This is a genomic window from Brumimicrobium aurantiacum, assembly GCF_003402975.1.
GTDB lineage: Bacteria > Bacteroidota > Bacteroidia > Flavobacteriales_D > Crocinitomicaceae > Brumimicrobium > Brumimicrobium aurantiacum.
Genome location: NZ_QURB01000003.1, coordinates 366,470 through 391,444, shown reverse-complemented (window position 1 = coordinate 391,444; position 24,975 = coordinate 366,470). Strand labels below are relative to the sequence as shown.

Sequence of the window (24,975 nt, the reverse complement as noted above, 5' to 3'; positions counted from 1 at the left end):
TTTAAATGTAACTTTGCATAAAATTTAGAATTACAATAAATATGATTTCAGTTAATAATTTAACACTTCAATTTGGAAAACGCGTTTTGTTTGACGAAGTAAACTTAAAGTTTTCACAGGGTAATTGTTATGGTGTTATTGGTGCCAACGGTGCTGGTAAATCAACATTTTTAAAGATTTTAACTGGAGATCAAGATCCTACAAAAGGTCAGGTCGCATTGGAACCAGGAAAAAGAATGGCGGTTTTAAAGCAGGATCACTTCGAATTTGATGAATACGAAGTACTTCAAACTGTAATTCGAGGACACCAACGTCTTTTTGAAATTATGGTTGAAAAGGATGCCCTTTATGCAAAACCAGATTTCTCAGATGAAGACGGAATGAAAGCCTCTGAATTGGAAGCAGAATTTGCTGACATGGAAGGATGGAACGCAGAAACTGATGCTGCAACAATGCTTTCTAGTTTGGGAATTGATGAATCAATGCACAATTCTTTAATGAAAGATATTCCAAATGCTTTGAAAGTACGTGTACTTCTTGCCCAAGCTTTATTTGGAAATCCGGATTTATTGGTACTCGATGAGCCTACCAATGATTTAGATTTAAAAACAATTGAGTGGTTGGAAGACTTCTTACTTGACTTTAAAAATACGGTAATAGTAGTTTCTCACGACCGTCACTTCTTGGATACTGTATGTACGCATATTTGTGATATCGATTATTCTAAAATTAACTTATTCACAGGTAACTATACTTTCTGGTATAAGTCTTCACAATTGGCAGCTCGTCAACGTGCAGATAAAAACAAGAAAGCTGAAGATAAAAAGAAAGAATTACAAGACTTTATTTCTCGTTTCTCTGCAAATGCTTCTAAATCTAAGCAAGCAACAAGTAGAAGAAAATTAATTGAGAAGTTAGATTTGGATGAGATTCAACCTTCTTCAAGAAGATATCCTGGAATTGTTTTCGAACAAGAAAGAGAAGCTGGAGATCAAGTTCTTCACGTTACTAATTTATCTTACGAGCAAGATGGACAAACTTTGTTTAAAGACATTAACATCAACGTAGGGAAAAATGATAAAATCGCTTTTATTTCTAAGAATTCGCAAGCTTTAACAGCTTTCTTTGAAGTATTGAGTGGAAATAAAGAAGCTAAAACAGGTGAATTTAAATTTGGTACAACGATTACTTCTGCATACTTACCAAATGAAAACCATGAATATTTCCAGAAAGACGAAAGTTTAGTGGATTGGTTAAGAACTTATGCTCAAACAGATGAAGAAAGAGAAGAAGTATATTTAAGAGGTTTCTTAGGTCGTATGTTATTCTCAGGAGAAGAAGCTTTGAAAAGTGCAAAAGTACTTTCTGGAGGGGAAAAAGTGAGATGTATGCTTTCTAAATTAATGATGGCGAAAGCGAACTTAATCATGATGGATGAGCCAACAAATCACCTTGACCTTGAATCGATTACTGCTTTAAATAATGGTATGAAAGATTTCCCAGGTATCATCATGTTTACTTCTCATGACCAGGAACTTGTACAAACTGTAGCCAATAGAATTATCGAAATCACACCAAACGGTATGATTGATAAATTAATGCCTTACGATGAGTATTTGAAAGATGAAAAAATCGCACAGCAACAAGAAGAATTATACGCATAATAGAAAGCTCAATGCTCCACAATAAATATTAAGGATAGCTCTTATTGAGTTATCCTTTTTTTTGTGCTTAATCTAATCGTTTTGATTTCTTATATCTCCTCATGATCAATCTATTTCCTTTATCATAGGTAAAGTAACTCCATATCCAGTTGATTCCAACGAAAAGCTTATTCTTGAATCCACTAATTGACATCAAATGAACCACAGACCATAATAACCATGCAAAGTATCCACCAAACTTGAATCGACCAATATCTGCAACTGCTTTTTTCTTCCCAACAGTTGCCATCGAACCTTTGTCATTATATACAAACTTTTCAAGTTCCTTCCCTTTCCATTTATTCAAAATGTTTTTCGCCAAAAGATCTCCTTGCTGAATGGCAACTTGAGCAACCATAGGGTGTCCATTCGGGTAATCTTTTGTTGACATCGAAGCAATATCTCCTATAGCATAAACATCAGAACAGCCTTTTACTTCAGAATATTCATTGACAACAAGTCGATTTCCACGGGCCAAACTATCTTCCTCAATTCCTTCAGGAACATTTCCCCTCACACCAGCTGTCCAAATCATACTTTTGGCTTTAAAATGCTGATCATCTGCCGTTTTAATATTTTCTCCATCGTAGGAAGTTACACGTGTTTTGAGATGTACCTTCACCCCCAAATCTTCAAGATATTTAATCGCGTTTTTTGAAGCTTTATCAGACATACCACTCAATAAACGTTCATTAGATTCAATTAAATAAATCGTCATAATCGACGTATCCAAATCAGGATAATCTTTCGGTAAAATGTATTTTTTAAACTCGGCAATTGCACCTACTGTCTCCACCCCAGCTGGACCTCCTCCAACAACTGCAAAATTGGTAAGTGCATTTCTTAATTCATCATCATCTGTAACAACTGCCTTTTCAAATCGCTGAAGCAATAAACTTCGAATATCTAATGCCTCTTGAATGGATTTCATACCTAAACTGTGCATTTGTACATCTTCTAAACCAAAGAAATTGGTATCACTTCCCGTTGCAATGATTAAATAATCGTAAGCCACCATCCCAATGTCTGTGTACACACATTTCGTTTCCTTATCAATGCGCTCCACATTTGCCATTCTAAAGTAGACATTATTGTAGGTTTTAAATTGTTTTCGAAACGGAAACGCAATACTGTCAGGCACAATCCCAGAAGTAGCAACTTGATACAATAAGGGCTGAAATTGATGAAAGTTATTTTTATCAAGAACAACCAACTGGACATCTTGATTTTTAAACTTCTTGGCTAAAGACAAACCTGCAAACCCACCTCCTAATACAACGATACGGGGCAATTCTGTTTCAGGTAAACGAATGGTATTTTTATTATTCTCAACTTTCATCTTCTCAATTTCACGTGTACATTTAAACACTAAATTTACTCATTTACGAGGGCTAAAGCAATTGAAGATTGTTAATTAATCCAAGATTTTTTAGCGATTTTCTCCCCACACTAAAACACCTATAAAATCTGCTTATATCCGCGTTCGGAGATCTGCGTTCCCGAAAGTTTTCGGGACCGCGTTCCAATACAGCGCAAAAAATAAAGAGCTGGTTAGGGAATAAAAAGACTTCCGATTGGCAGCGTTAAGGTATTGATCAATAAACTCCTAAGTAGTTCAGCTAATATTTGATAGACAAATCTAGCTTATCAACAAAAAAATAATGAGTTTTCAACAATAATTGTAACCATTGTTAATAACTCTCGTTATACTAAAATAAAAGCGAGAACAATGACCAGATTAATTGCATTCACAACATTGATTTTTATTTCTTTTTCAGCATTGTCAAACAACACCAAGACAAGCTTAGAAGACTATATCCAAAAATGGAAAGATGTAGCGATGAATCAAATGCTTTCCCATGGAATTCCAGCGAGTATTACGCTTTCACAAGGAATTCTAGAAAGTGGTTTTGGAAACTCAACCCTAGCTGTAGAAGCAAACAATCATTTTGGTATTAAGTGCCACGACTGGAAAGGAAAAACAATCTATAAAGATGACGATAAAAAAAATGAATGCTTTAGAAAGTATGACAATGCCGCTCAGTCTTATGAGGACCACAGTAAATTCTTAACCTCTCGTTCACGTTATGCCTCACTTTTTGAATTAGAAATCACCGATTATAAAGCATGGGCTCATGGATTAAAAGATGCTGGTTACGCTACAAATCCAAAATACCCAAAACGATTGATTGATTTAATTGAAAGATATAACCTTGATCAATATGATGTTCTTGCGACGAGTGACTGGATTGTAGAAAATAATCAAAATGAAATTGAAAATAAAGAAACTCCAACTGGTTCTGAAATAAAAACAACGACTCAAGAAACAACAAACGTTGCTGAAGTAACTGCACAACGTAAAGTATACAAAAACAATAACCGTACAAAATATGTTATTGCTGGTAAAAACGATACTTTTTATCTAATTGCTAAAGAATTTGGGTACAGTTTACGTCAAATGAACAGATGGAATGATTTTCCACCTCACAAAGATGTTCTGAAAGAAGGTGACAAAGTTTACATTATGCGTAAACGTAAAAAAATCAAAAGTGATGTTGTTTTTCAAGACATAAAACAGAATAAAGAATTATGGATTATTGCGCAAGAACATGGAATTCAACTATCTTCTTTGCTAGAGCACAAAACGCAAAACAAAGGAAGTATCGCACTTTCTAAATAAAAAAATATTTTTTTGCTCGTACACAAAAGTAAAATCTAAGACACTGGACTTAAAAAGCAATTTTTTATTTAGTACTTCATTGAAAAGTGTTAATTTCGTATTATAGAAATAAACTAACTGTATATGAAGCCTAGTAATGAATTATTTCATTTAATAAAATCGCTTACAAAGTCTGAAAAGAGATTTTTCAAACTTTCGTCTTCTATTCAATCTGGTGAAAAAAATTATTTCAAACTATTTGATTACATTGATACTCAGTCAACTTATGACGAAGCAGCGTTAAAAAATCATTTCAAGAAAGAGAGGTTTATCAAACATCTTCCTTCTGAAAAAAATCATTTATACAAATTGATTTTAAAAAGTTTACGTCAGTTTTATGGTGAGCAATCAATTTCAAGTATTCTAAAACAGGAAATCAAGAACATTGAACTTCTTTACAATAAAGCCCTTCACAAGGAGGCTAAAAAGTTTCTAAAACGCGCCAAGAAAATGGCAAGAGAAAACGAAGAGTTTTATTTTGCTATTGAATTAATTTCATGGGACAAGGTGTTAACTGAAGAATCTTACGAATCTGGTGAATTTGATGTAGATCTAAACAATATAATTAAAGAAGAAGCTGAAATTATTGAGAAATTAAGAAATCTGGCTGAATACCATATCTTGTACTCTCGCATTAATTCTGTTTTTAGAAGTGATGGATTTACCAAGAACGAAGAAGAAAGAAATACAGTTAAGGAAATTGAAAATCATCATTTAATAAAAGGAAAAAATACTGCACTTTCAACACGAGCGGCTTCAATTTGTTATTACATCCAAGGATTATGTGCTGCAACAAATAGAAACTTTGAATTAAGTCAAGTTAAGTTTAATCGCGTGCGGGATATATTAGACAGCCATCCTAAAATTAAAATTGATTTAGGTCAGCGTTATGTTTTAACCTTATTTCATTTAATGCAAAGCTATATCAACGCGAATGATTTTGAGATGGCTCAAGAAATGATCAATCAAATCAAAGATTTAAAAGGTAAAAAAGGATTCAATTCCCTTCATTTAACATTGAGAATTAACAACATTTTATTGTCAGATCAAATGAATTTATATTGTTCTCAAGGTATGTTTGAAAAAGCTTTAGAGGTACTTGAGAGCGGATTTTCTGAAAATGATGAATTAATTGAAAGATCGAGTAAAGAACAAAGAATAAAATTCTATTTCAGCACAGCATATACATACTTTGGGAATGCAGAATATAAAAAATCACTACAGTTCTTAAATGAAATCCTTAATGATAATGAACAACAATTAAGACAAGACATATATAGTTTTGCTAGAATTCTTAACTTGCTATTACATTATGAGTTAGGTAATTTTGAATACTTAGAATACACTTCTAACTCAGCAATTCGTTATTTAAACAAAACAAAAAGAGATCATCAAATTGAAAATGTGTTCATTAAGCAAATTAAAAAACTTGCTAAAACATTAACACCTATTGATACAATAGACATTTATAAAGAAACCCTTGATCAAATTCAGCAATTGTTGGAGAACGAGAATGAAAATGAAAATGTAATTTTAGACTATATCGACATTTTATCTTGGTTAAAATCAAAAATTTCGAATCAGAAGTTTTCTGAAGTTGTTGCTGCTAAGATTAAAACTTAAACCTAGCAGTGAGTACAAAATTGTGTATATCAGTAACAAATTCAGTTTTATTTTCAATTTTACTAGCATCAAAAGCATAATAGTCACTTTGAAGCCTAAGTAGTCTATAACTAAAATCGACAGCAAACATTTGATTATCCCAACCTATTCCACCAGAATAAGTCATGTTTGGCGTCATGACATTACCAATTTCTTCCTTATAGGGTTGTGGTAAAACAGCAATTCCTCCTCTAAGGAAGAGATCTTTATACACCATATACTCAACTCCTACTCTAGTATTCAAAACGGTCCTAAATTGCATTTGAACTTCTTCATTTTCGTAAGAAAAATTATAACCACTAAAGTCATAAGTTTCATCAGCCCTCAGTTTTCCTCCAGGTAATCTGGACATTTCCAAATCAACATTGATGGCTCCGCGCATTAAAAAGGTGTATGCAAATGAACCTCTCAATTTCATAGGTGTTTTCATACGATATTCATAATATCCAGTTGGAACATATTCAGCAGCAATAGTCTCTACGCCATAATCATGTGTAGCAGTCATATCTGCAGTCCACTCATCTTCGAGGTTAAGCATAGTTGGCGATTCAAATGCGAGTCCAAATCTCCACTGGTCTGTTGGTAAATAAATCAAACCCAACTTTAAATTCACACCTAAACCTCTAGTAACCTGATCATAGGTATAGTTAAATGATTGTAAAGTCGTTCCAACAGTATCGAGTAAAGTCTCATTATGGTTGTAACTCTCATCATATTTAATCCTACGAATTCCTAGACTAGCTCCGTAATACAATTTATTCCTATAGTTTTCAGAATATCCGATGTGAAATTCTCCAATACCTCCTCCTGTATTAATCTCACGATTATGATACATATCTCCATCGGTTAAGCGCGAGGCATATCCATCTTCCATACTTAGATAATCAATAGCATACACGTCATAGGCCAGACCTGTTGTAAAAGGTCTATCAGTATAAATAAATTGTGGATCAATTCCATATCCTGAATTGGCAAATACATCAAGAAGAGAATAGAAGTTTTGACCTTCGTATCTTTTTGTATTATGGAAATTTTTTAATCGTGTATATCCTATTGAAAGTTGTCCGAATTTTTTACCCGTATTTGTTTTGCTAAGATCTGTGGTAAAAACAGCCCCAACACTTCCAACTGTAAATTTATTATCTTCAGCGCTAGCCCTGGTGTCATTGTAAGTAGAATTAGTTTGTATAAAACTATTATTAAAGCTTATAGAAACTTTAGAGGAAGAAAATCTCCCCATACTCGCTGGGTTAATTTGTATTGCACTAAAGTCTGCTCCTAAAGCACCAAAGGATCCAGCCATCGCTTCAAATCTTGCAGATCCAAACACATCAGTTGTGCTGTATCGTAAAACATCATTTTCATTTTGAGCAAAAACGCTCACTGACAAAAGTAGATTTGCCAAACAAAAGAATAAAAATCTCATATTTCAAATAAAGTCTTGAACCTTAAAATTAACGTCTTCTTGATGATGAAGATGAAGACGAACCGCTGCCCCTAGAAGAACTACTTCTTGATGATGTACTAAAAGATCCTTGTCTTGATGTACTTTGCTGTACACGAGGAGAACTCGTCCTTGTATTCACACCTCTGTTACTTGGAGTAGCTGTTGTTCCTTGTCTAGTCGAACTACCAGATGGTGTAGTTCTTGATACAGAAGTTGTAGATATTCCAGATCTTCTAGCTGATGAACTTGGCGAATATGTACTTGAATTTCTTTGACTATTAGAAATTGCTGTCCCAGTTCTTCTACTAGCACTTGATACCAAACCAGAATTAGAAGTATTGCGTTCAACACTACTCGTATAGTCTCTACCTCCAGCATTTCTTTTCTCAATTGTACTTTTAGAAACCGTTGTATTTCTAGAAATTATATGATTTGATTGTGCAGCACTTTTCTGCCCTATACTTTGAGCTGATGTAAAACTTGACCTTCTTGAACTTGAGGTCATAGAATTACGTGGTCCATAATAAACATTTCCTACCGAACTTTGATATGCATTATTTGTAGCATAACCACCACCATAATAACCATAGTTTGGACAACCGTTGTAGTAACCAGTACCGTATGGGTAATAGTTATTATTCCATGCAAAATCATAACCTCCAAAAGGAGAATTATATGGATTTCCATACATTCCTGTTAGCCCCATTCCATGACCAGTATATATAACACCACTTCCAAAATAAAAGCGGTTAGACATTCCATGAAAATTCGTAGGATTATAAAACATCATTCCAAAAGGCATATAAGATGCCCTTAAGGCAAATTGATTTCTTATCATAACTGGATTGGCTCTTGGATCCATGTATTCGTCTTGAAACAATCCTTCTTGACGCGCTTTGAAAGCATTAAACGAAGTAATATCATCTTGATCTTCATTTAAATCCAGTTTCGTAGGGGCCTGCATATACACGTCATTTTCAGATATATAACTAGAATTCGAACAAGAAGCAAGAATTCCTCCTAAAACGATTGGTATAAGATATTTTATAGATGTTTTCATAATTCCTTTAGATTTTGATTAAACTTACAACATATTTAAAGAATATCCAAATTGAGTTCTTATTTTTGTCTTTATCTCTAAGAACAATATTTATTTGAGTCACATTAAATATTAAGAATAATATAACAAAAACTGTTCCGAAAAATGGCAAAATATACTAAACGCGCTGATGATTATTCCAAGTGGTATAATGAAATTATTGAAAGAGCTGATCTAGCTGAGCATTCAGATGTACGTGGATGCATGGTCATTAAACCATATGGTTATGCGATCTGGGAAAATATGAAGAGTATTTTGGATGATAAATTCAAAAAAGCTGGTCATTCAAATGCTTACTTCCCTATATTCATTCCAAAATCATACCTTAATAAAGAAGCACAACATGTTGATGGTTTTGCTAAAGAATGTGCAGTTGTTACACACTATAGATTAAAGAATACTGAGGACGGAAAACTTTCTGTTGATCCAGATGCAAAATTGGAAGAAGAATTAATTGTTCGACCAACATCGGAAACGATCATTTGGAATTCTTTCAAAAATTGGATTCAATCTTATAGAGATCTACCATTAAAAATAAATCAATGGGCCAATGTTGTAAGATGGGAAATGAGAACTCGATTATTCTTAAGAACATCTGAGTTTTTATGGCAAGAAGGACATACAGCTCACGCTAAAGAAGCAGAAGCAATCAAAGAGGCTGAGCAAATGCTACATGTTTATGCTGACTTTGCAGAGCAATACATGGGAATGCCGGTGATCAAAGGAACGAAAACAGAAGCTGAAAGATTCGCAGGTGCGATAGAGACTTTCTGTATTGAAGCCTTGATGCAAGACGGAAAAGCACTTCAAGCAGGAACTTCACACTTCCTTGGTCAAAATTTCGCAAAAGCATTTGATGTTAAATTTGCAGACAAAGAAGGTAAATTAGAACATGTTTGGGCGACATCTTGGGGAGTTTCTACAAGATTAATTGGAGGATTAATTATGACGCATTCAGATGATGAAGGTTTAGTCTTACCTCCAAAATTAGCACCTATACAAGTAGCAATTATTCCTATATTTAAAACAGAAGAACAACTTGCAGCGATTACAGAAAAAGTAGACGCATTAAAACAAGCATTATCAGAAAAAGGAATCTCAGTAAAATTTGATGATGATGAAAACAGACGTCCAGGTTGGAAGTTTGCAGAATACGAAGCTAAAGGAGTTCCTGTACGTGTGGCTATCGGACCTAGGGATTTAGAAAATCAAAAAGCTGAAGTTGCACGTCGTGATAACAAAACAAAAGAAGTTGTTGACTGGAATGGAATTGAGGATTATATTGAAAAGCTCCTTAATGACATTCAAGACAACCTAATCAATAGAGCCAAAGAATTCAGGGCAGAAAAGACAACTTCTGTTGATACTTATGAAGAATTCAAAAAAGTATTGAATGAAAAAGGAGGATTTATCTCAGCTCATTGGGATGGGACAAAAGAATCTGAATTAAAAATTAAAGAAGAAACCAAAGCAACCATAAGATGTATTCCATTAGACAGTGTCAAGGAAGAAGGGACTTGTATATATAGTGGGAAACCATCAACTCAAAGAGTATTGTTTGCAAAAGCATATTAAAAGACCAGAATGAAAAAGGAAAACAATAGTATCGTAGAATTATTAAAATCAAAGTCCGTTCTCAAACAGGAAGTTTACAAAACTACTCTTGAATGTTACAAGGAATTTAGAGAATTGATAGAACACGAATTAATTGATTTCCGTGTAAAAATTCCTGATGAGCGTGTACGTTTGAAGTTTGACTACAATGGAGACTTTGAAACACACGCTTATGTAGGAAGTGATGTATTGGTCTTTAACATGCACAGTAATGTATTTACCTTCCCCGATAACCATCCGATTTGGAAAAACTCGTATATAGAAGAAGACAAGAACCTAGGATACTTTGGGGTCATTAATATTTATAATTTTCTAGCAGATTCTTTTTTGCATACGCGATTAAAAGATGCAGGATATTTAATCGGTAGAATCTTTATCAATAAGGACAGACACTTTATAATAGAAGGAAAAGGGGAATTATCTTATTACTTCAGAAATCTACGATCAAATATATTCGATAAAGAAAGTATGAAATCCATCTTTGAGATATCTGTTAAACATGCTGCAAACTTTGATTTACAAACTCCGCCTTTTGATAAAGTAAGCGTTGTAAATGTTCATCAAATAAAAACCATAACAAATGCACAAGAAATTTCAACAGGTAAAAGACTGGGATTCAAGTTCGAAGCAGAAATCAATAAAAAATAATTGATTTTTTTTCAAAAAAAGCTTGGTGGTTATCCAAACTGTACGTATATTTGCACTCCGATTATTTGAAATACTTAAAAACAAAACAACGGCCCATTCGTCTAGTGGTTAGGACATCAGGTTTTCATCCTGGAAACAGGAGTTCGATTCTCCTATGGGCTACAAGTAAAAAGTTATACAAACGAGTATAACTTTTTACAGTTTTTAAGTTTCAAATATCGTTTTGAATTATTGGCCCATTCGTCTAGTGGTTAGGACATCAGGTTTTCATCCTGGAAACAGGAGTTCGATTCTCCTATGGGCTACTTATTAAATATTATAACAAAAGTAAATTATGGCGAATCATAAGTCAGCACTTAAAAGAGTAAGATCAGACAGAGCGAAAGCTTTACGTAACAAGTACCAGCACAAAACAACGCGTAATGCGATTCGTGTTTTACGTGCGACAACTGACAAGGCAGAAGCTGAAAAGCAATACCCAAAAGTTGTAAGTATGTTAGACAAATTAGCAAAGAAAAATATCATTCACAAGAAAAAAGCGGCTAATTTAAAATCTGGATTAGCAATGCACATTGCTGAATTGTAAGATCTTTAAACTTATTTTAAAAAGGAATCTAATTGAATTAGGTTCCTTTTTTTTTGCTTTAAACTTTTCTAATACCACTTCAACCATTATCCATAATGAATCATTATCTTTGTTTCTATGGATATTAAAAATGACTTACTTTTAAGAGCAGCCCGTGGAGAAGATATTGAAAGATATCCCGTTTGGCTAATGCGTCAAGCTGGAAGAATTCTTCCAGAATATAGAGCTGTTAGAAATTCCTTGAGTGGATTTAAGGAATTAGTTGAAACACCTGCTCTAGCAGCAGAGGTTACCATCCAACCGGTAGACCATCTCGATGTAGATGCTGCCATTATTTTTTCAGATATCTTAGTTATCCCTGAAGCAATGGGGTTAGAATATCAAATGGTTGAAAAAGTTGGACCTTACTTCGAAAAAACAATTAAAAACGAAAGTGACCTACTAAAATATGGTCAAACCGATTTCAATGTTGAAGATCGTTTAGGCTATGTAAAAGAAGCATTAGAAATCACAAAAAAAGAATTAAATGGACGCGTGCCTTTAATTGGTTTCGCTGGTGCACCATGGACTATCTTTTGCTATATGATTGAAGGAGGAGGATCAAAAACATTTTCTGCTTCAAGGAAAATGTTGTATCAAAATCCGACTTTGGCACATGACTTGCTTGAAAGAATCACGGATGTTACAATTCGTTATTTGAAAATGCAAATAAAAGCCGGGGCAGATATTATCCAAGTATTTGATTCATGGGCAGGAATTTTAGGAAACGAACAATACCTTGAATTCGGTTTAAAGTACATGAATAAAATTGCTGAAGCAATTAATGAAGTTCCCGTTACTTTATTCTCAAAAGGAGCTTACGCAGCACTACCTCACCTAGCAAAATCAAGTTGTAATACGATAGGACTTGATTGGAATATGAATGCTTCAGAGGTCAGAAAAATTGTTGGTGAAGAAAAAACACTTCAAGGGAACTTAGATCCTTGTGCCCTTTATGCCTCTCATAACGAGATAGAGCAATTGACAATTAATATGTTGGATAGTTTCAAAAGTAAAAGACATATTGTAAATTTGGGTCATGGAGTTTATCCTGACATCAATCCAGAAAAAGTACAAACATTTATTAAAACTGTAAAAAACTATGGAATTTAAAACTAAAAATTTAAAAGGTTGGTTATTCACATTACCAGTCGCATTACTTTCATTATCTGTAATGGCACAAGAGGCCGAAAACTTGGTGGCTAATCCAAGCTTTGAAGATGCTCAGAGTAGAAAAATTAGGCGTGTTGGTGACATTGAAAAAGCTGATGGATGGTCATCTGCTTCTGGAGATAGAGCTGATCTTTATTCTGCTGATGCCAATGGACCTGATGTTATGACTCCAGAAAACATTTACGGAAAAGAGGAAGCTAAATCAGGTGTAAATTACGCAGGAATCATTGCTTATTCATATAGAGAAAAAGAAAACAGAACTTATATAACTTCAGAATTAACAACAAAATTAAAGAAGGGAATGCGTTACAAAGTGCAGTTTTATGCTTCACTTGCTGAACTTTCTAAGTATTCTGCCAATCGTTTAGGAGCACATTTTTCTAAAAAAGGATTAGGAACAGATGATAAAGTACCTGCTATTATAGCTGAAACACATGTTGAACATCCTAAAAAAGAGGTATTTGATGGAATGTATGGTTGGGATTTAGTTTGTGGTGAATATGTTGCAACAGGAAAAGAGCGCTATATCACCATAGGAAACTTTGCGGAAGATTCAGAAATCACTAATGACCGCGCAAGAAAACCTAGGGACATCAAAGGAAAGCAGATTATTGCAGCATACTATTATATTGATGATATCTCAGTTCAATTATTAGGTCCAAATGAAACATGTGAATGTGATTATGGTGACGAAGCTAAACAAGAAGCTTCTACAATCTACCAAAGATCTCCAGAGATCACAAAAGACATGACTTTAAACGACAAGATTTCTGAATATAACATTTTCTATGCTGGAGGAAGATATGATGTAAAAGTTGACGGTGTTAAAACTCTTGATAAAATTGCATCTTTAATGAAGGAAAATCCAAGCATGAAGATTCAAATTACAGGTCACTCTGATGATGCAGAAGCTGGTAATGCTGCAGAGCAAGTTTTATCAATGAGAAGAGCTGAGTATGTTAAAAAATTATTAGAAGAAAGAGAAATTGATGGTGACCGTTTAATCATCGAAGATGGTAAAAACGGAACTGCCTCAAAATACATTAACGAAAGTGATGACGAAAACTTGAAGGCTGCTAAAAACAGAAGGGTAACTTTTAGAGTGATCTAATCAATTCAAATTTTGAAATACAAAAAAAAATACGCTTCAATTCGAGGCGTATTTTTTTTGAACTAAACTTTATTAATCAACATTCCATTCGCTATAAAATTGATCTAAAAAATCTTGCATATAGGCTGTTCTTTCTAATGCTATTATTCTACCATTTTTAGTATGCATTCGATCGGCTAACAAGAGTAATTTTTCATAAAAATGATTAATAGTGTGCGTTCTTCCTGAAACATATTCTTCTTTCGTTTGACTGGTTTTGGGTGCGATTTTAGGATCATAAATTGGCTGACCAACAGCGCCTCCATAGGCAAATGTTCTTGCGATTCCAATTGCTCCAACAGCATCTATTCTATCTGCATCCTGAACAATTTTCCCTTCAATGGATTTGATGTTATTTTCCTCACCACTCCCCTTAAAAGAAACATTATTTACGATATCAACTACAGCCTGAATCGTTTTTTCATCAACATGACAATCCATCAAAATTTGACGTGACACCTCTCCTCCTTTTTGAAAATCTCCTCCATTAAATTTATGATCTGAAATATCATGAAGTAAAGCAGCTAATTCAACAATATCTCGATTCCCTCCTTCTTTTGAATTAATTTTTAGCGCTATTTTACGTACCCGATCAATATGGTACCAATCATGTCCAGTTCCTTCATTCTCAAATTGCTTTTGAACCAACTCTTCAATCCTTTTTATTACTTCAGTCATTCTATTGTTTAAATTACATTTTTAATAAGGAATTAAATCTACGATATACGTTTAAAAGTTTTAAATTTAGCCCTAATATTTCACAAATTGTAACGCAAAATGTCAATTAAATTCAATTCTATTTTCGCAATCATGGCTTTTCTAATTGTAGCCCTAATTGTATGGAACATCTTTTTGATGAAAGAAAACACAATGTTAAAATCAGAAGTTACAGATTTAGAAGAGAAATTTGAGTATCAACAAGGCTATATCGAAATATTAAAATACGATTTAGATATTGCAAGAGATAGCTTAAGAATTGATTCAATAAATTAATACTTCACCTCTCCATTTCGAAAGACTTTTTCTGTGTTATTAAAATCAACAATCAATTCACCAGATAAGGTTGACTTTACAATTTTTCCGACTTCAGTTTCCCCATCAAATTCAAAAGAATGGTTTTGGTTTAACTTCCATAATTCTTTATTGTATTCATCAAAAACCCAATTCTCCCCTTTCTGATGATACAAATCAATATAATGATTAAAACAGTCAATAACTTGGTATATCATCTCTCGTGGACTATTAGAAATACCCGTTTCAATTTTCAATGATGTGGCACGAGGTACATTAAAATCATCTTGATTGATATTAATTCCAAAACCAATAATTGAAGTTCTCTGACTTGAACTCATAAATGATTCAATCAAAATTCCTGCAACTTTTCGGTCATTAATCATGAGATCATTTGGCCATTTAATCTCCACATTTTCTGAATATTTTTTCAAAAAGGCTTGAATTGATAAAGCGACAATATGATTTAGGGATATAATATTGTTAATTTTCCATAAATTAAGATCAGCAACAACACTCACAATCAGACTTGAAAATGCGTCAGATTGCCACTCTTTTCCCCTTTGACCTCTGCCATTTGTTTGTATATCTGTCAGAATTACAGCACCAGAACCAATGTCACCAGATTTAAACCTATTGGCAGCATAGTTGTTGGTACTATCAACTCGCTCAAGAAATATTATATTGTGACCAATATGTGCTTTTGAATTGTGCATGAAACAGTATAAAATGAGAGCCCAAAATTAAAATTTAATTAGCTTTGTAAGCAAGTATTATAGAATGATAAATTTAGTAAAAGAAATAAGTGCAGAAAAACTTTGCGAGGTAATCGTTGAAGGAATGCAAGACAACAAGGCAGAAGACATTGTTGTAATCGATTTAAGAGAAGTAGAGAATGCAGTAACCGACTTTTTCATCATTGGAAGTGGGGATTCAATCACACAAGTTGATGGTATTGCGAATGCTGTTGTTAGAGCTACAAGAAAAACCCTTAAGGAAAAACCATGGCATCAGGAAGGAAAAAACAGCGCTCAGTGGGTGTTGCTTGATTATGTAAATGTTGTGGCACATATTTTCCACAAAGATGTGCGTGATTATTATGAATTAGAAGATTTATGGGCTGACGGAAAAAAACGTCAGATTGAAAATCAATAAACCTAAGAAATGGCAAAAGAAAACAAAAACAATCAAAACAAAAAGAAGCCTACAAATAAAAAGAATCCATATTCTATTTATTGGATCTATGCGGCTATTGGAATCCTAATTATTGGAATCCAAGTATTTATGAGTTCTTCTACCTCTAAAGAATTACAGTCAAAACAAACTTTCTTAACCTTGATGGATGAAGGATTTGTAGAGAATACAATTTTATGGAGAAATGTTGGACGAGTTGATTTCAAAATCAATGAATCGGGAATGACCGCTATTCAGCAGGGTGATTTTTCAGGACCGGATTTTGAAACAATTCGCAGATCGATGAACAATTCTGGAAAAACCTTAGGATCAGCTTCCCCTCAATTCTCATTCGATATCGCTTCAACAGAGGCATTCATCAAGGAATTTGAATCCATTAATGACAATAGAAAAGAAGCAGGATTTGAAACGATTTCTTACCGTGTTGATGAAGAACATAACTATGTAGGACAGATTTTCAGTTTCCTATTACCGATCATTATTATTATCGCTATTTGGATGTTCATTATGAAAAGAATGTCTGGAGGTGCTGGAGGCGGTGCTGGTGGTCAGATATTTAACATTGGTAAATCAAAAGCAAAGGTTTTTGAAAAAGGAAAAGGAACGGATGTAACATTTAAGGATGTTGCTGGTTTGGAAGGCGCTAAAGAAGAGGTTGAAGAAATCGTAAGTTTCTTAAAAAAACCAACTAAATACACTGAACTAGGAGCTAAAATTCCAAAAGGAGCAATTTTGGTAGGACCTCCAGGAACAGGTAAAACTTTATTGGCTAAAGCCGTGGCCGGAGAAGCAGACGTACCGTTTTTCTCTTTGTCAGGTTCTGATTTCGTTGAAATGTTTGTTGGTGTTGGTGCTTCTAGAGTAAGAGATTTATTCAAGCAAGCCAAAGAAAAATCACCATCTATTATATTTATTGATGAGATTGATGCCATCGGACGAGCGCGTGGAAAGAACAACAACATGGGGTCAAATGATGAGCGCGAGAATACATTGAATCAATTATTGACTGAAATGGATGGATTCGGAACTAACTCAGGAGTGATCATCTTAGCAGCAACAAACAGAGCTGATGTATTGGACAAAGCATTGATGCGTGCTGGTCGATTTGACCGTCAAATCTATGTGGATATGCCAGACATTAATGAACGTAAAGCCATATTTAAAGTGCATTTAAAACCACTTAAAATTGAAAAAGAAATCGATGTCGATTTCTTGGCTAAGCAAACGCCTGGATTCTCTGGAGCAGATATTGCAAACCTTTGTAATGAAGCGGCATTAATTGCTGCAAGAAAGAACAAACCACATGTTGAAAAACAGGACTTTTTAGATGCTGTAGACCGAATTATTGGTGGTTTAGAGAAGAAAAATAAAATAATCACTAAGTCTGAAAAACGATCAATTGCTTTTCATGAAGCGGGTCACGCTGCTGTATCTTGGTTGGCAGAACATGCACATCCATTGGTAAAAGTGACAATTGTTCCACGTGGTCAATCTTTAGGTGCTGCTTGGTACTTACCGGAAGAGAGAAGTATAACGACAACAGAACAATTATTGGATGAAATGTGTGCTGCTTTAGGTGGTCGTGCAGCTGAAGAAATTGTTTTTGGAAAAATATCTACTGGAGCGTTAAGTGACCTTGAGAAAGTGACCAAACAAGCCTATGCGATGGTTTCTATTTACGGATTAAACAAGGTTGTTGGAAATATTTCTTACTACGATTCGCAAGGTCAAAACCAATTTACTAAGCCATATTCTGAAGAGACAAACCGTATTATCGACAAGGAAGTGAGCAAGCTAATTGAAGAACAATATGCGCGTGCTAAACGTATTTTAACGGAAAATAAAGATAAACTAGATGAATTGGCCAACAAACTTTTAGAAAAAGAAGTTATCTTTAAGGAAGATTTAATCACAATTTTTGGTGAGAGACCTTGGGATAAGCTTTCGGCGGCTGAGAAAATTCAAGCTGCAGGAGACCAAGCTAAGGTTTCAGCAGAAGACGCTAGTGTTATTGAAGAGGAAACAAAAAAGCCTACTTCAGATAATGGATCTACTGTTCAGCCAGAGAACAATAAAGATACGAATGTGGAAGAGGATAAAAACTTGGATTCATAAGGTCCTTCCTAGAGTAACAAAATTTGAAGAAAACAAGCTAGTTTACCGTACTTCACAAGTACATTTAGCTAGTATTATGAAATTAAAACTTGAAGAAGAAGGAATCCATGTTATTTTAATTAATAAGATGGATTCTTCTTATAACAACTTTGGTCAAATCGAACTTTTCGTTAACCAAAAAGATGTTATTCGAGCAAAATACATCATAGAAAAAGACTATGAATAACATACTTACACGTGCGGTTTGGGGAGCTTTATTTGTTGTAATCATCATCAGCTCATTTATTGTTGGAACATATGCAACAGCTATTATTTTAGGTTTCTTCATGTGCATTGGTGTATTTGAATTTTATCGTTTTTTTCAATTATCTCAAATAGTACAACCCAAGGCATACAGCGGGATTATAGGAGCAGCAGTCCTTTATACTTTACTGGTTACCCATCAATTAAATCTTATTGAAATTCCTCTCGAATTAATATTAATTCCAATTGTTTTTCTACCTTTTTTATATGTTGTTTTTAGTAAAAACAATAATCCCCTACTCGATTTAACAGTTACATTCTTCCCGTGGATTTATGTGATGTTCCCTTTTTACTTGATGTTTTCAATTTATAATTTTGAATTTGAGACAGGCGCGCAATGGACTTACATTATCGGATTGTTTATCATGGTTTGGACAAACGACACCTTTGCTTATTTATCAGGTAGAACATTTGGAAAGCATAAACTTTTTGAGCGCATCTCACCAAACAAAACATGGGAAGGTAGTATTGGAGGATTTATATTTACAATTGTAGCTGCTGCGGTTTACGCTTATTTTACAGATGCTAACTTTACTTTTTGGATTGTATCCGCAATCATTATTTCTCCAACAAGTGTTTTAGGTGATTTAATAGAATCAAAGTTCAAAAGAATTGTAAATGTCAAAGATTCTGGTACAATTCTCCCTGGACACGGTGGAATTCTTGATCGATTTGATGCTGTAATTTACGCTACTCCATTTTTCTATTTATTGTTGAGAACCCTGGGTTAGGAATCACTTTATTTTTCCAGTCTAATCTTCTTGATTTTGAAATTCATTCAGAATTTATATTTTCAGTTAATTATAGTGTTCAAAGAAATACCCAAAAAACGAAAATTAGTTTAAATTTACACCCAAATAAACAGAATATACTCAAATGAAAATACATAGAGAAGGTTATCTCATCATCACAATTGGATTAGCAATATTAATCGCTATTCAAGGATTAAACTATTACTTATGGACAGTTCTAGATTTATGGTGGCTATACGCTATTCTTACCTTAGGTGTAATTGTAATGGCCTACCTGATTATCCAATTTTTTAGGGTTCCTAAAATTGAATACATTGAGAAAACCAATGAAATTATTTGTCCTGCAGATGGAAAAGTTGTAGTGATTGAAGAAGTCGAAGAGGCAGAATACTTTAATGACAGAAGAATTCAAATTTCAATCTTCATGTCTCCACTAAATGTACATGCCAATTTCAATCCGATTTCTGGAATTGTAAAATGGGCAAAATACCATAAGGGATTATTTTTAGTTGCTTGGCATCCAAAAAGTTCAACTGACAACGAAAGAACAACTTTTGTGATTGAACATGAAAGTGGTAAAGAAGTCCTATTTAGACAAATTGCAGGAGCACTTGCAAGAAGAATTTGTTACTACGTTCAACCAGGAGACAAAGTAAAAGCAGCAGAAGAATTTGGATTCATTAAATTTGGATCAAGAATTGACTTATTACTTCCATTAGACACTAAAATTGATGTCAAAATAGGTGATGTTGTCAAAGGTCGAATTACAAAAATTGGGGAATTAAAATAATTGGTTTATTTTTGAGTAAACTATTAAAACCAAAAAGATGAAAAAAAGATTAATGATATTATCCATGGGATTGTTTTTCGGAGCAATTGGATATACTTCTACAGCAAACGCAAATGTTATTACAAAAACGGAAATAAGTGACTGTAAAGACGATTGTAAAAAGGATTGCTGTAAAGACAAAAAGAGCAAAGAGACCAAAAAAGAAGCTAAATCTTGTTCAAGCAAAGAAGGAAAGAAATCTTGTTGCAGTAAGAAAAAGGCTGAAGAGAAATAATTACCCAACTATTTCGGGAATAAAAAAAGAGAAAAATTATATTTTTCTCTTTTTTTTGTTTCATACTTTTTTTGAAAGGTGATACTTTTCAAGCATCTAGTAAACCCATCATTAATTCAACCTACTCATTTTCAACTGATCTTATTCCCTTTTCAGGATATTTACCTTTAAATTGAGACAATTGCTCCTTTATAAATGCGATGTCTTTATTGACATCCCCTGTTGGTTTAAACAATTCTAAAAAGCCTCCCGTTTTCGAAGGATAATCCATATAACCTATGTAAATCGGCACTTTCGCTTTTAAAGCAATATAGTAAAATCCTTTTTTCCAATTTGGATTATAACTTCTTGTACCTTCAGGTGTAAAAACCATATACATAGAATCATTTTCGTTAAAATGCTTCACCGCCTGATCTGTAAACTTGTTGTTTTTCTTACGGTTAATAGGAATACCACCGATTGCTTTTAAAAACCATCCCAATGGCGGCTTAAATAATTCGCTTTTAATCAAATAACGACCTTTAACACCATAGTGCATGAAAGCAAGTTTTCCAATGATAAAATCCCAATTACTCGTATGTGGACCCATCACAATAACAGCTTTCTCTACACCTTCTGGATTGTCTTTAATATTCCATCCCATTAATCTCAATATCCACCAAGCAATTTTTCCCATAATTTAAATTTGTTCTCACAATATATATAGCCTTAGGCTTAAAATGTATCTCTTTTGATTAAATTTACTGATACATAAATTAATTGTGCAAATATAGTTTTTCCATACAATAAGCTCACAACAGTAATGAAATTAAACATGGTAACAAAAATTATTCTACTGACAGTCTCATTACTTGGGTTATGGTCAATTGTATTTTTTGTGGCTTTCGCTAATAAAAAACCTCAATTCAGTAATCGTAACTTAATACCAATTGAAGTAGAATCTGTGATTACCATTCATTCACATCTAGTGATAAAATCATTTCTGACCGACTTATTGTTTAAGGCTGACTTGGATCAAGAAACAGCAGAACTCTTTATCCCAAAGAAAAAGAGTGAAAGTTCAAAATTAGGCGTTGATTTAACTTCTGAAATTATCCTTTTTCAAGATATATGGAAATCTAGTAATGCAAAAGGAGTTTTAGTAAACATTACTGATGAAGCAGCTTTTCAACGATATAATTTTGACGATAAAAACTTAATAAAAGTTAGTAATAACAAATTTGGTGTGATTATCCTGTTAGATAAAAATATATCAGAGAAAGATAAGAAACATTATGAAGCTCTTGCTAAAAACATCATTGATAGTAAGTATAAATCAGAGGAAATTACAGTTCAAACTGAAATGATTGTTTTAGAACATCGTAATGCAACATCAAAGTTCAAAGTCAAGATGGATTTGAGAGGAAAAATTTTAGAAATAAATGGAAGTGGTCCCTCAATTGGTCCACTTAAAGCTCAACAAATGCATCAATTTAAAGCGTTGGATTCAAATTACCTAGAATTACAAACAAGAGCTACTGACCTTCATCAATTTAATTTTCTAACACCCTTTATCAAAACATTAGGTATAAACATCCCAAAAATAAAAGCGCAACAAATTGCACTCAAGGGAATCACAATTCAAAAAGTGAGTGGTGCGACTCTACCTATTCCTGATATGGATTGGATTATTCAATTTGAAGAGGACATTAATGTAGATTCACTTTTATTCAAACTTAATAGTCGTTATAGCGCTGCTATTGATTTTAAAAATCAACAATTTAAAATAGGAGAAATTCTATTTAAATACAAACAACTTTCTCCAAGCGAGATTCATATCGGTGTAAATAATTTAGCTGTTGAACAATTAAATAAAACACCACAATTTGCTTTAAAAGGAAATCCTGATGCGATTTTAAATATCCAAGGAAATAATTTTGTTGCTGGATTTATCAAAATGTTACCGCAAGTAAAATACCCAAAAAAGTTTTTAGAAGACATTGAACATTTTAATATTCATACAATACAAGAAGGAGAGATAATGAAAATTAAAGGAGAAATTAAAATGAAGGAAGGTAAGATGATGTCTATTGAAATGGCGAAATTAGTTATGTTGTTGTTGTAATAATATTTGTAGAATCGCACGGCCGAGTGATTCTAAAAATAAAATTGTCATATAAGACTCTCAAATAAAGACATAAATCAAATTGGCTTTTTTACTTTTTTTCATTGACAAAAAAAGTAAAGCAAAAAACTCTAGCGCTTGATATTTTTTATTGTCTCCACTTCTAAAAGTCGATAATGTCGGTGATCTCCACGCAAGCTTTGCAGCTTCCTCCATTATTAGCGACTTTTAGTTCACTCCAACTTTAAAAAAATATAAGGCGCGTCCCTAAGAACTTACATTAACATATAATATTCTAAAATTAGATAGCTTGAAAACAATTCGAGATTACATCAAAAATAGAAAAACACTACTACTTAATCATCAATCAACTCCTTCATTAATCCATTTAAATATTTCGGAGCATTAATCAATCGTGAACCGTACCAAGTAAAAAATTCACCATCTACTAAAACAATTTTTGTATCAGGAAAATCAGACTGTAATTCTTCGATGTGTTTCTCTTTAAATGGATATGGCTCTGTACTCAGAAATAGATAATCCAATGTTGGAATAGTTTCTAAGTTAAGCTCTGGATAACGTGATTGATTGGCCAGAACATTCTCCATCTGCAAACAATCCGATAATACAAAATCAATAAATGTATCAGATCCAACTCCCATATATGGATTTTTCCAAATTAAATAAGCAACTTTTGGTTTATTTAGAAATGGAACTATAGTACTAAAGTTTTTTCTTATTGCTGATTTTATTTCTTCGCCTTTAGAAGCTAAATTACAGAGTTCAGCCACTTGAGTAATCATCTCGAGACTGTCTTCCAAATTAAAAATATCACTTACATAAACAGGAGCTATTTCCTGCAAAGCCTCAATATCTTCTTTGGTATTTTCCTCTTTATTAGCAATGATTAGGTCTGGATTTAATTGAGCAACTTTGTCTATTTTGACATCTTTTGTTCCTCCTATTCTTTCTTTTGAACGAAACCATTCATTGGGATGAATGCAAAATTTGGTTATTCCCACTACTCTATCTCCCAGACCTAGATGAAAAAGTAGTTCTGTTTGAGAAGGAACCAATGAGACAATGCGCACTGGTTCCTTTTCTAAATTTATTTTATTTCCTATTTGATCAATCAAAATCAGACTAAGCCATTGCACCAATCACATCATGACGTGTGATAATATGGTGTTTTCCATTTTCAAGCTCAACCAATACGGCTGGCATTTCTTTATTGATTAATTTAGACAGTTCTTTAATTGAAGTTGAGGATTTTACGATAGGCAATTTAGGCCCCATAATGTTTCCAATTGCTTCATCTTTCAATTCATTATTATCAACCAATTGATTAATCAAAGCTGTTTCATCAATTAAACCAACAAACTCACCATCTTTTGTAACAGGAATTTGCGAAATTTTATATTGTCTCATTTTAGCAACTGCGTGAGAAACCAATTCTTCCACTCCTACAGTTACCAAAGGTTGATCTTTGTGATTTTCTAATAAATCCTCTGCAGATTTATGATTTTCTTCCAAGAAACCTCTATCTCTCATCCAATCATCGTTGAACATTTTTCCAACGTAACGACTTCCGTGGTCATGGAATAAAACCACAACAACGTCATCTTTCTTGAACATATCCTTCATTTGAAGAATACCTTTTATTGCAGAACCAGCAGAGTTTCCAACAAAAATACCTTCTTCTAAGGCTAATTTTCTTGTATAAATTGCAGCATCTTTATCGGTTACTTTTTCGAAATGGTCTATTACACTGAAATCAACATTTTTTGGAAGAATATCCTCTCCAATTCCTTCTGTGATGTACGGATAAATCTCATTTTCATCAAAGATTCCTGTTTCATGATATTTCTTAAATACAGATCCATAAGTATCAATTCCGATAATCTTTACATCTGGATTTTTTTCTTTCAAGTATTTCCCAACACCCGAAATTGTTCCTCCAGTTCCCACCCCTACCACAAAGTGAGTGATTTTTCCTTCTGTTTGTTCCCAAATTTCAGGTCCAGTTGATTCGTAATGTGCTTCACGATTTGCTAGGTTATCATATTGATTCACGTACCAAGAATTTGGAGTTTCTTCCGCCAATCTTTTCGATACAGAATAATATGAACGAGGATCTTCCGGCTCAACATTTGTTGGACAAACAACAACTTCAGCTCCAACAGCTCGAAGAATATCCATTTTCTCCTTACTTTGCTTGTCGCTCAATACACAGATCAATTTATAACCACGTATGATACATGCTAAAGCTAATCCCATTCCTGTATTACCTGAAGTACCTTCAATTACAGTTCCACCAGGCTTGATTAATCCTTGCTTTTCAGCTTCATCAATCATTTTTACAGCCATTCTATCCTTCACAGAATTACCTGGGTTTGTTGTTTCTACTTTAGCCAAGAAGTCTCCTTCTAGGTCTTTTGTCATTTTGTTTAATCTCACGATTGGTGTATTCCCTATCGTTTCAAGTATGTTGTTGTAAACTTTCATTCCAATTGTTTTGTGCAAAGATAATAAGTACTTAGGGAAGAATAAATTATTCTAGATTAATTATTAATCATTAACGTAAATTCATAG

At 33.5% G+C, this 24,975-nt stretch carries 24 protein-coding genes and 2 tRNA genes; 18 read left to right on the top strand and 8 right to left on the bottom strand.

Going from position 1 to position 24,975, the window contains the following annotated elements; all coding sequences use genetic code 11:
• Positions 1-41 precede the first annotated feature (41 nt).
• A complete protein-coding gene (locus tag DXU93_RS07560) occupies positions 42-1,664 on the top strand; it encodes an ABC-F family ATP-binding cassette domain-containing protein (RefSeq protein WP_116880664.1) in 1,623 nt (540 codons plus the stop codon).
• A 67-nt stretch (positions 1,665-1,731) separates the two neighbouring features.
• Here the strand turns inward: DXU93_RS07560 and DXU93_RS07555 are convergent, their stop codons facing one another.
• Positions 1,732-3,042 (bottom strand): NAD(P)/FAD-dependent oxidoreductase, encoded by a 1,311-nt coding sequence (locus tag DXU93_RS07555; protein WP_116880663.1) that lies wholly within the window; start codon positions 3,040-3,042, stop codon positions 1,732-1,734.
• A 390-nt stretch (positions 3,043-3,432) separates the two neighbouring features.
• Between DXU93_RS07555 and DXU93_RS07550 the strand changes: the two genes are divergently transcribed.
• The gene (locus DXU93_RS07550; protein WP_116880662.1) at positions 3,433-4,383 is read left to right on the top strand and encodes a glucosaminidase domain-containing protein; all 951 of its coding nucleotides are present in this window, start codon (positions 3,433-3,435) and stop codon (positions 4,381-4,383) included.
• A gap of 123 nt (positions 4,384-4,506) precedes the next feature.
• Positions 4,507-6,045, top strand: coding sequence for a hypothetical protein (locus DXU93_RS07545; protein ID WP_116880661.1), 1,539 nt, complete (start codon positions 4,507-4,509; stop codon positions 6,043-6,045).
• Here DXU93_RS07545 and DXU93_RS07540 read toward each other — a convergent pair.
• Positions 6,035-7,510, bottom strand: a complete 1,476-nt coding sequence (locus DXU93_RS07540; protein ID WP_116880660.1) for an OmpP1/FadL family transporter — start codon at positions 7,508-7,510, stop codon at positions 6,035-6,037. The genes DXU93_RS07545 and DXU93_RS07540 overlap by 11 nt on opposite strands.
• A gap of 28 nt (positions 7,511-7,538) precedes the next feature.
• Entirely contained in the window at positions 7,539-8,591 is a 1,053-nt protein-coding gene (locus DXU93_RS07535) for a hypothetical protein (protein ID WP_116880659.1), read from the bottom strand.
• Between the two features lie 144 nt (positions 8,592-8,735).
• Between DXU93_RS07535 and proS the strand changes: the two genes are divergently transcribed.
• From proS to DXU93_RS07500, 7 genes are all read left to right on the top strand, one after another.
• Positions 8,736-10,205 (top strand): proline--tRNA ligase, encoded by a 1,470-nt coding sequence (gene proS / locus DXU93_RS07530; protein ID WP_116880658.1) that lies wholly within the window; start codon positions 8,736-8,738, stop codon positions 10,203-10,205.
• Between the two features lie 9 nt (positions 10,206-10,214).
• Entirely contained in the window at positions 10,215-10,892 is a 678-nt protein-coding gene (locus tag DXU93_RS07525; protein ID WP_116880657.1) for a hypothetical protein, read from the top strand.
• A gap of 90 nt (positions 10,893-10,982) precedes the next feature.
• Positions 10,983-11,054, top strand: a tRNA-Glu gene (locus tag DXU93_RS07520).
• A gap of 71 nt (positions 11,055-11,125) precedes the next feature.
• A tRNA-Glu gene (locus DXU93_RS07515) sits at positions 11,126-11,197 on the top strand.
• Positions 11,198-11,226: 29 nt separating this feature from the next.
• The gene (gene rpsT, locus DXU93_RS07510; protein WP_116880656.1) at positions 11,227-11,478 is read left to right on the top strand and encodes a 30S ribosomal protein S20; all 252 of its coding nucleotides are present in this window, start codon (positions 11,227-11,229) and stop codon (positions 11,476-11,478) included.
• A 117-nt stretch (positions 11,479-11,595) separates the two neighbouring features.
• Entirely contained in the window at positions 11,596-12,630 is a 1,035-nt protein-coding gene (gene hemE / locus DXU93_RS07505) for a uroporphyrinogen decarboxylase (protein WP_116880655.1), read from the top strand.
• Positions 12,620-13,801 (top strand): OmpA family protein, encoded by a 1,182-nt coding sequence (locus DXU93_RS07500; RefSeq protein ID WP_116880654.1) that lies wholly within the window; start codon positions 12,620-12,622, stop codon positions 13,799-13,801. The genes hemE and DXU93_RS07500 overlap by 11 nt, the downstream gene beginning before the upstream one ends.
• A gap of 72 nt (positions 13,802-13,873) precedes the next feature.
• Here DXU93_RS07500 and DXU93_RS07495 read toward each other — a convergent pair whose 3' ends face one another.
• Positions 13,874-14,518, bottom strand: a complete 645-nt coding sequence (locus DXU93_RS07495) for an HD domain-containing protein (RefSeq protein WP_116880653.1) — start codon at positions 14,516-14,518, stop codon at positions 13,874-13,876.
• 99 nt (positions 14,519-14,617) lie between these two features.
• Here DXU93_RS07495 and DXU93_RS07490 point away from each other — a divergent pair, with 99 nt between their 5' ends.
• Positions 14,618-14,833, top strand: coding sequence for a hypothetical protein (locus DXU93_RS07490; RefSeq protein ID WP_116880652.1), 216 nt, complete (start codon positions 14,618-14,620; stop codon positions 14,831-14,833).
• Here the strand turns inward: DXU93_RS07490 and DXU93_RS07485 are convergent.
• Entirely contained in the window at positions 14,830-15,567 is a 738-nt protein-coding gene (locus tag DXU93_RS07485) for a biotin--[acetyl-CoA-carboxylase] ligase (RefSeq protein ID WP_116880651.1), read from the bottom strand. The two genes, DXU93_RS07490 and DXU93_RS07485, sit on opposite strands and share 4 nt — an antisense overlap.
• 64 nt (positions 15,568-15,631) lie before the next feature.
• Between DXU93_RS07485 and rsfS the strand changes: the two genes are divergently transcribed.
• From rsfS to DXU93_RS07455, 6 genes are all read left to right on the top strand, one after another.
• Entirely contained in the window at positions 15,632-16,006 is a 375-nt protein-coding gene (rsfS, locus tag DXU93_RS07480; protein ID WP_116880650.1) for a ribosome silencing factor, read from the top strand.
• Between the two features lie 9 nt (positions 16,007-16,015).
• Positions 16,016-18,160 carry an ATP-dependent zinc metalloprotease FtsH gene (gene ftsH, locus DXU93_RS07475; protein WP_116880649.1) on the top strand — a complete coding sequence of 715 codons (2,145 nt, stop codon included), beginning with the start codon at positions 16,016-16,018 and terminating at the stop codon, positions 18,158-18,160.
• On the top strand, positions 18,090-18,386 hold the full coding sequence (locus tag DXU93_RS15270) for a putative signal transducing protein (protein ID WP_116880648.1): 297 nt from the start codon (positions 18,090-18,092) through the stop codon (positions 18,384-18,386). Before ftsH ends, DXU93_RS15270 begins: the two co-directional genes overlap by 71 nt.
• Positions 18,379-19,194, top strand: a complete 816-nt coding sequence (locus DXU93_RS07465) for a phosphatidate cytidylyltransferase (protein ID WP_116880647.1) — start codon at positions 18,379-18,381, stop codon at positions 19,192-19,194. Before DXU93_RS15270 ends, DXU93_RS07465 begins: the two co-directional genes overlap by 8 nt.
• A gap of 145 nt (positions 19,195-19,339) precedes the next feature.
• Positions 19,340-20,005, top strand: coding sequence for a phosphatidylserine decarboxylase family protein (locus DXU93_RS07460; protein ID WP_116880646.1), 666 nt, complete (start codon positions 19,340-19,342; stop codon positions 20,003-20,005).
• A 37-nt stretch (positions 20,006-20,042) separates the two neighbouring features.
• On the top strand, positions 20,043-20,279 hold the full coding sequence (locus DXU93_RS07455) for a hypothetical protein (protein WP_116880645.1): 237 nt from the start codon (positions 20,043-20,045) through the stop codon (positions 20,277-20,279).
• Positions 20,280-20,400: 121 nt separating this feature from the next.
• Here DXU93_RS07455 and DXU93_RS07450 read toward each other — a convergent pair whose 3' ends face one another.
• Positions 20,401-20,955 carry a 1-acyl-sn-glycerol-3-phosphate acyltransferase gene (locus DXU93_RS07450; RefSeq protein WP_116880644.1) on the bottom strand — a complete coding sequence of 185 codons (555 nt, stop codon included), beginning with the start codon at positions 20,953-20,955 and terminating at the stop codon, positions 20,401-20,403.
• A 138-nt stretch (positions 20,956-21,093) separates the two neighbouring features.
• On the opposite strand from DXU93_RS07450, the gene DXU93_RS07445 reads away from it, so the two are divergent.
• On the top strand, positions 21,094-22,383 hold the full coding sequence (locus DXU93_RS07445) for a hypothetical protein (RefSeq protein ID WP_123776080.1): 1,290 nt from the start codon (positions 21,094-21,096) through the stop codon (positions 22,381-22,383).
• Between the two features lie 356 nt (positions 22,384-22,739).
• Here DXU93_RS07445 and DXU93_RS07440 read toward each other — a convergent pair whose 3' ends face one another.
• Both DXU93_RS07440 and DXU93_RS07435 read right to left on the bottom strand, forming a co-directional pair.
• A complete protein-coding gene (locus DXU93_RS07440) occupies positions 22,740-23,519 on the bottom strand; it encodes an ABC transporter substrate-binding protein (protein WP_116880642.1) in 780 nt (259 codons plus the stop codon).
• Between the two features lie 7 nt (positions 23,520-23,526).
• Positions 23,527-24,888, bottom strand: coding sequence for a pyridoxal-phosphate dependent enzyme (locus DXU93_RS07435; RefSeq protein ID WP_116880641.1), 1,362 nt, complete (start codon positions 24,886-24,888; stop codon positions 23,527-23,529).
• Positions 24,889-24,975 lie beyond the last annotated feature (87 nt).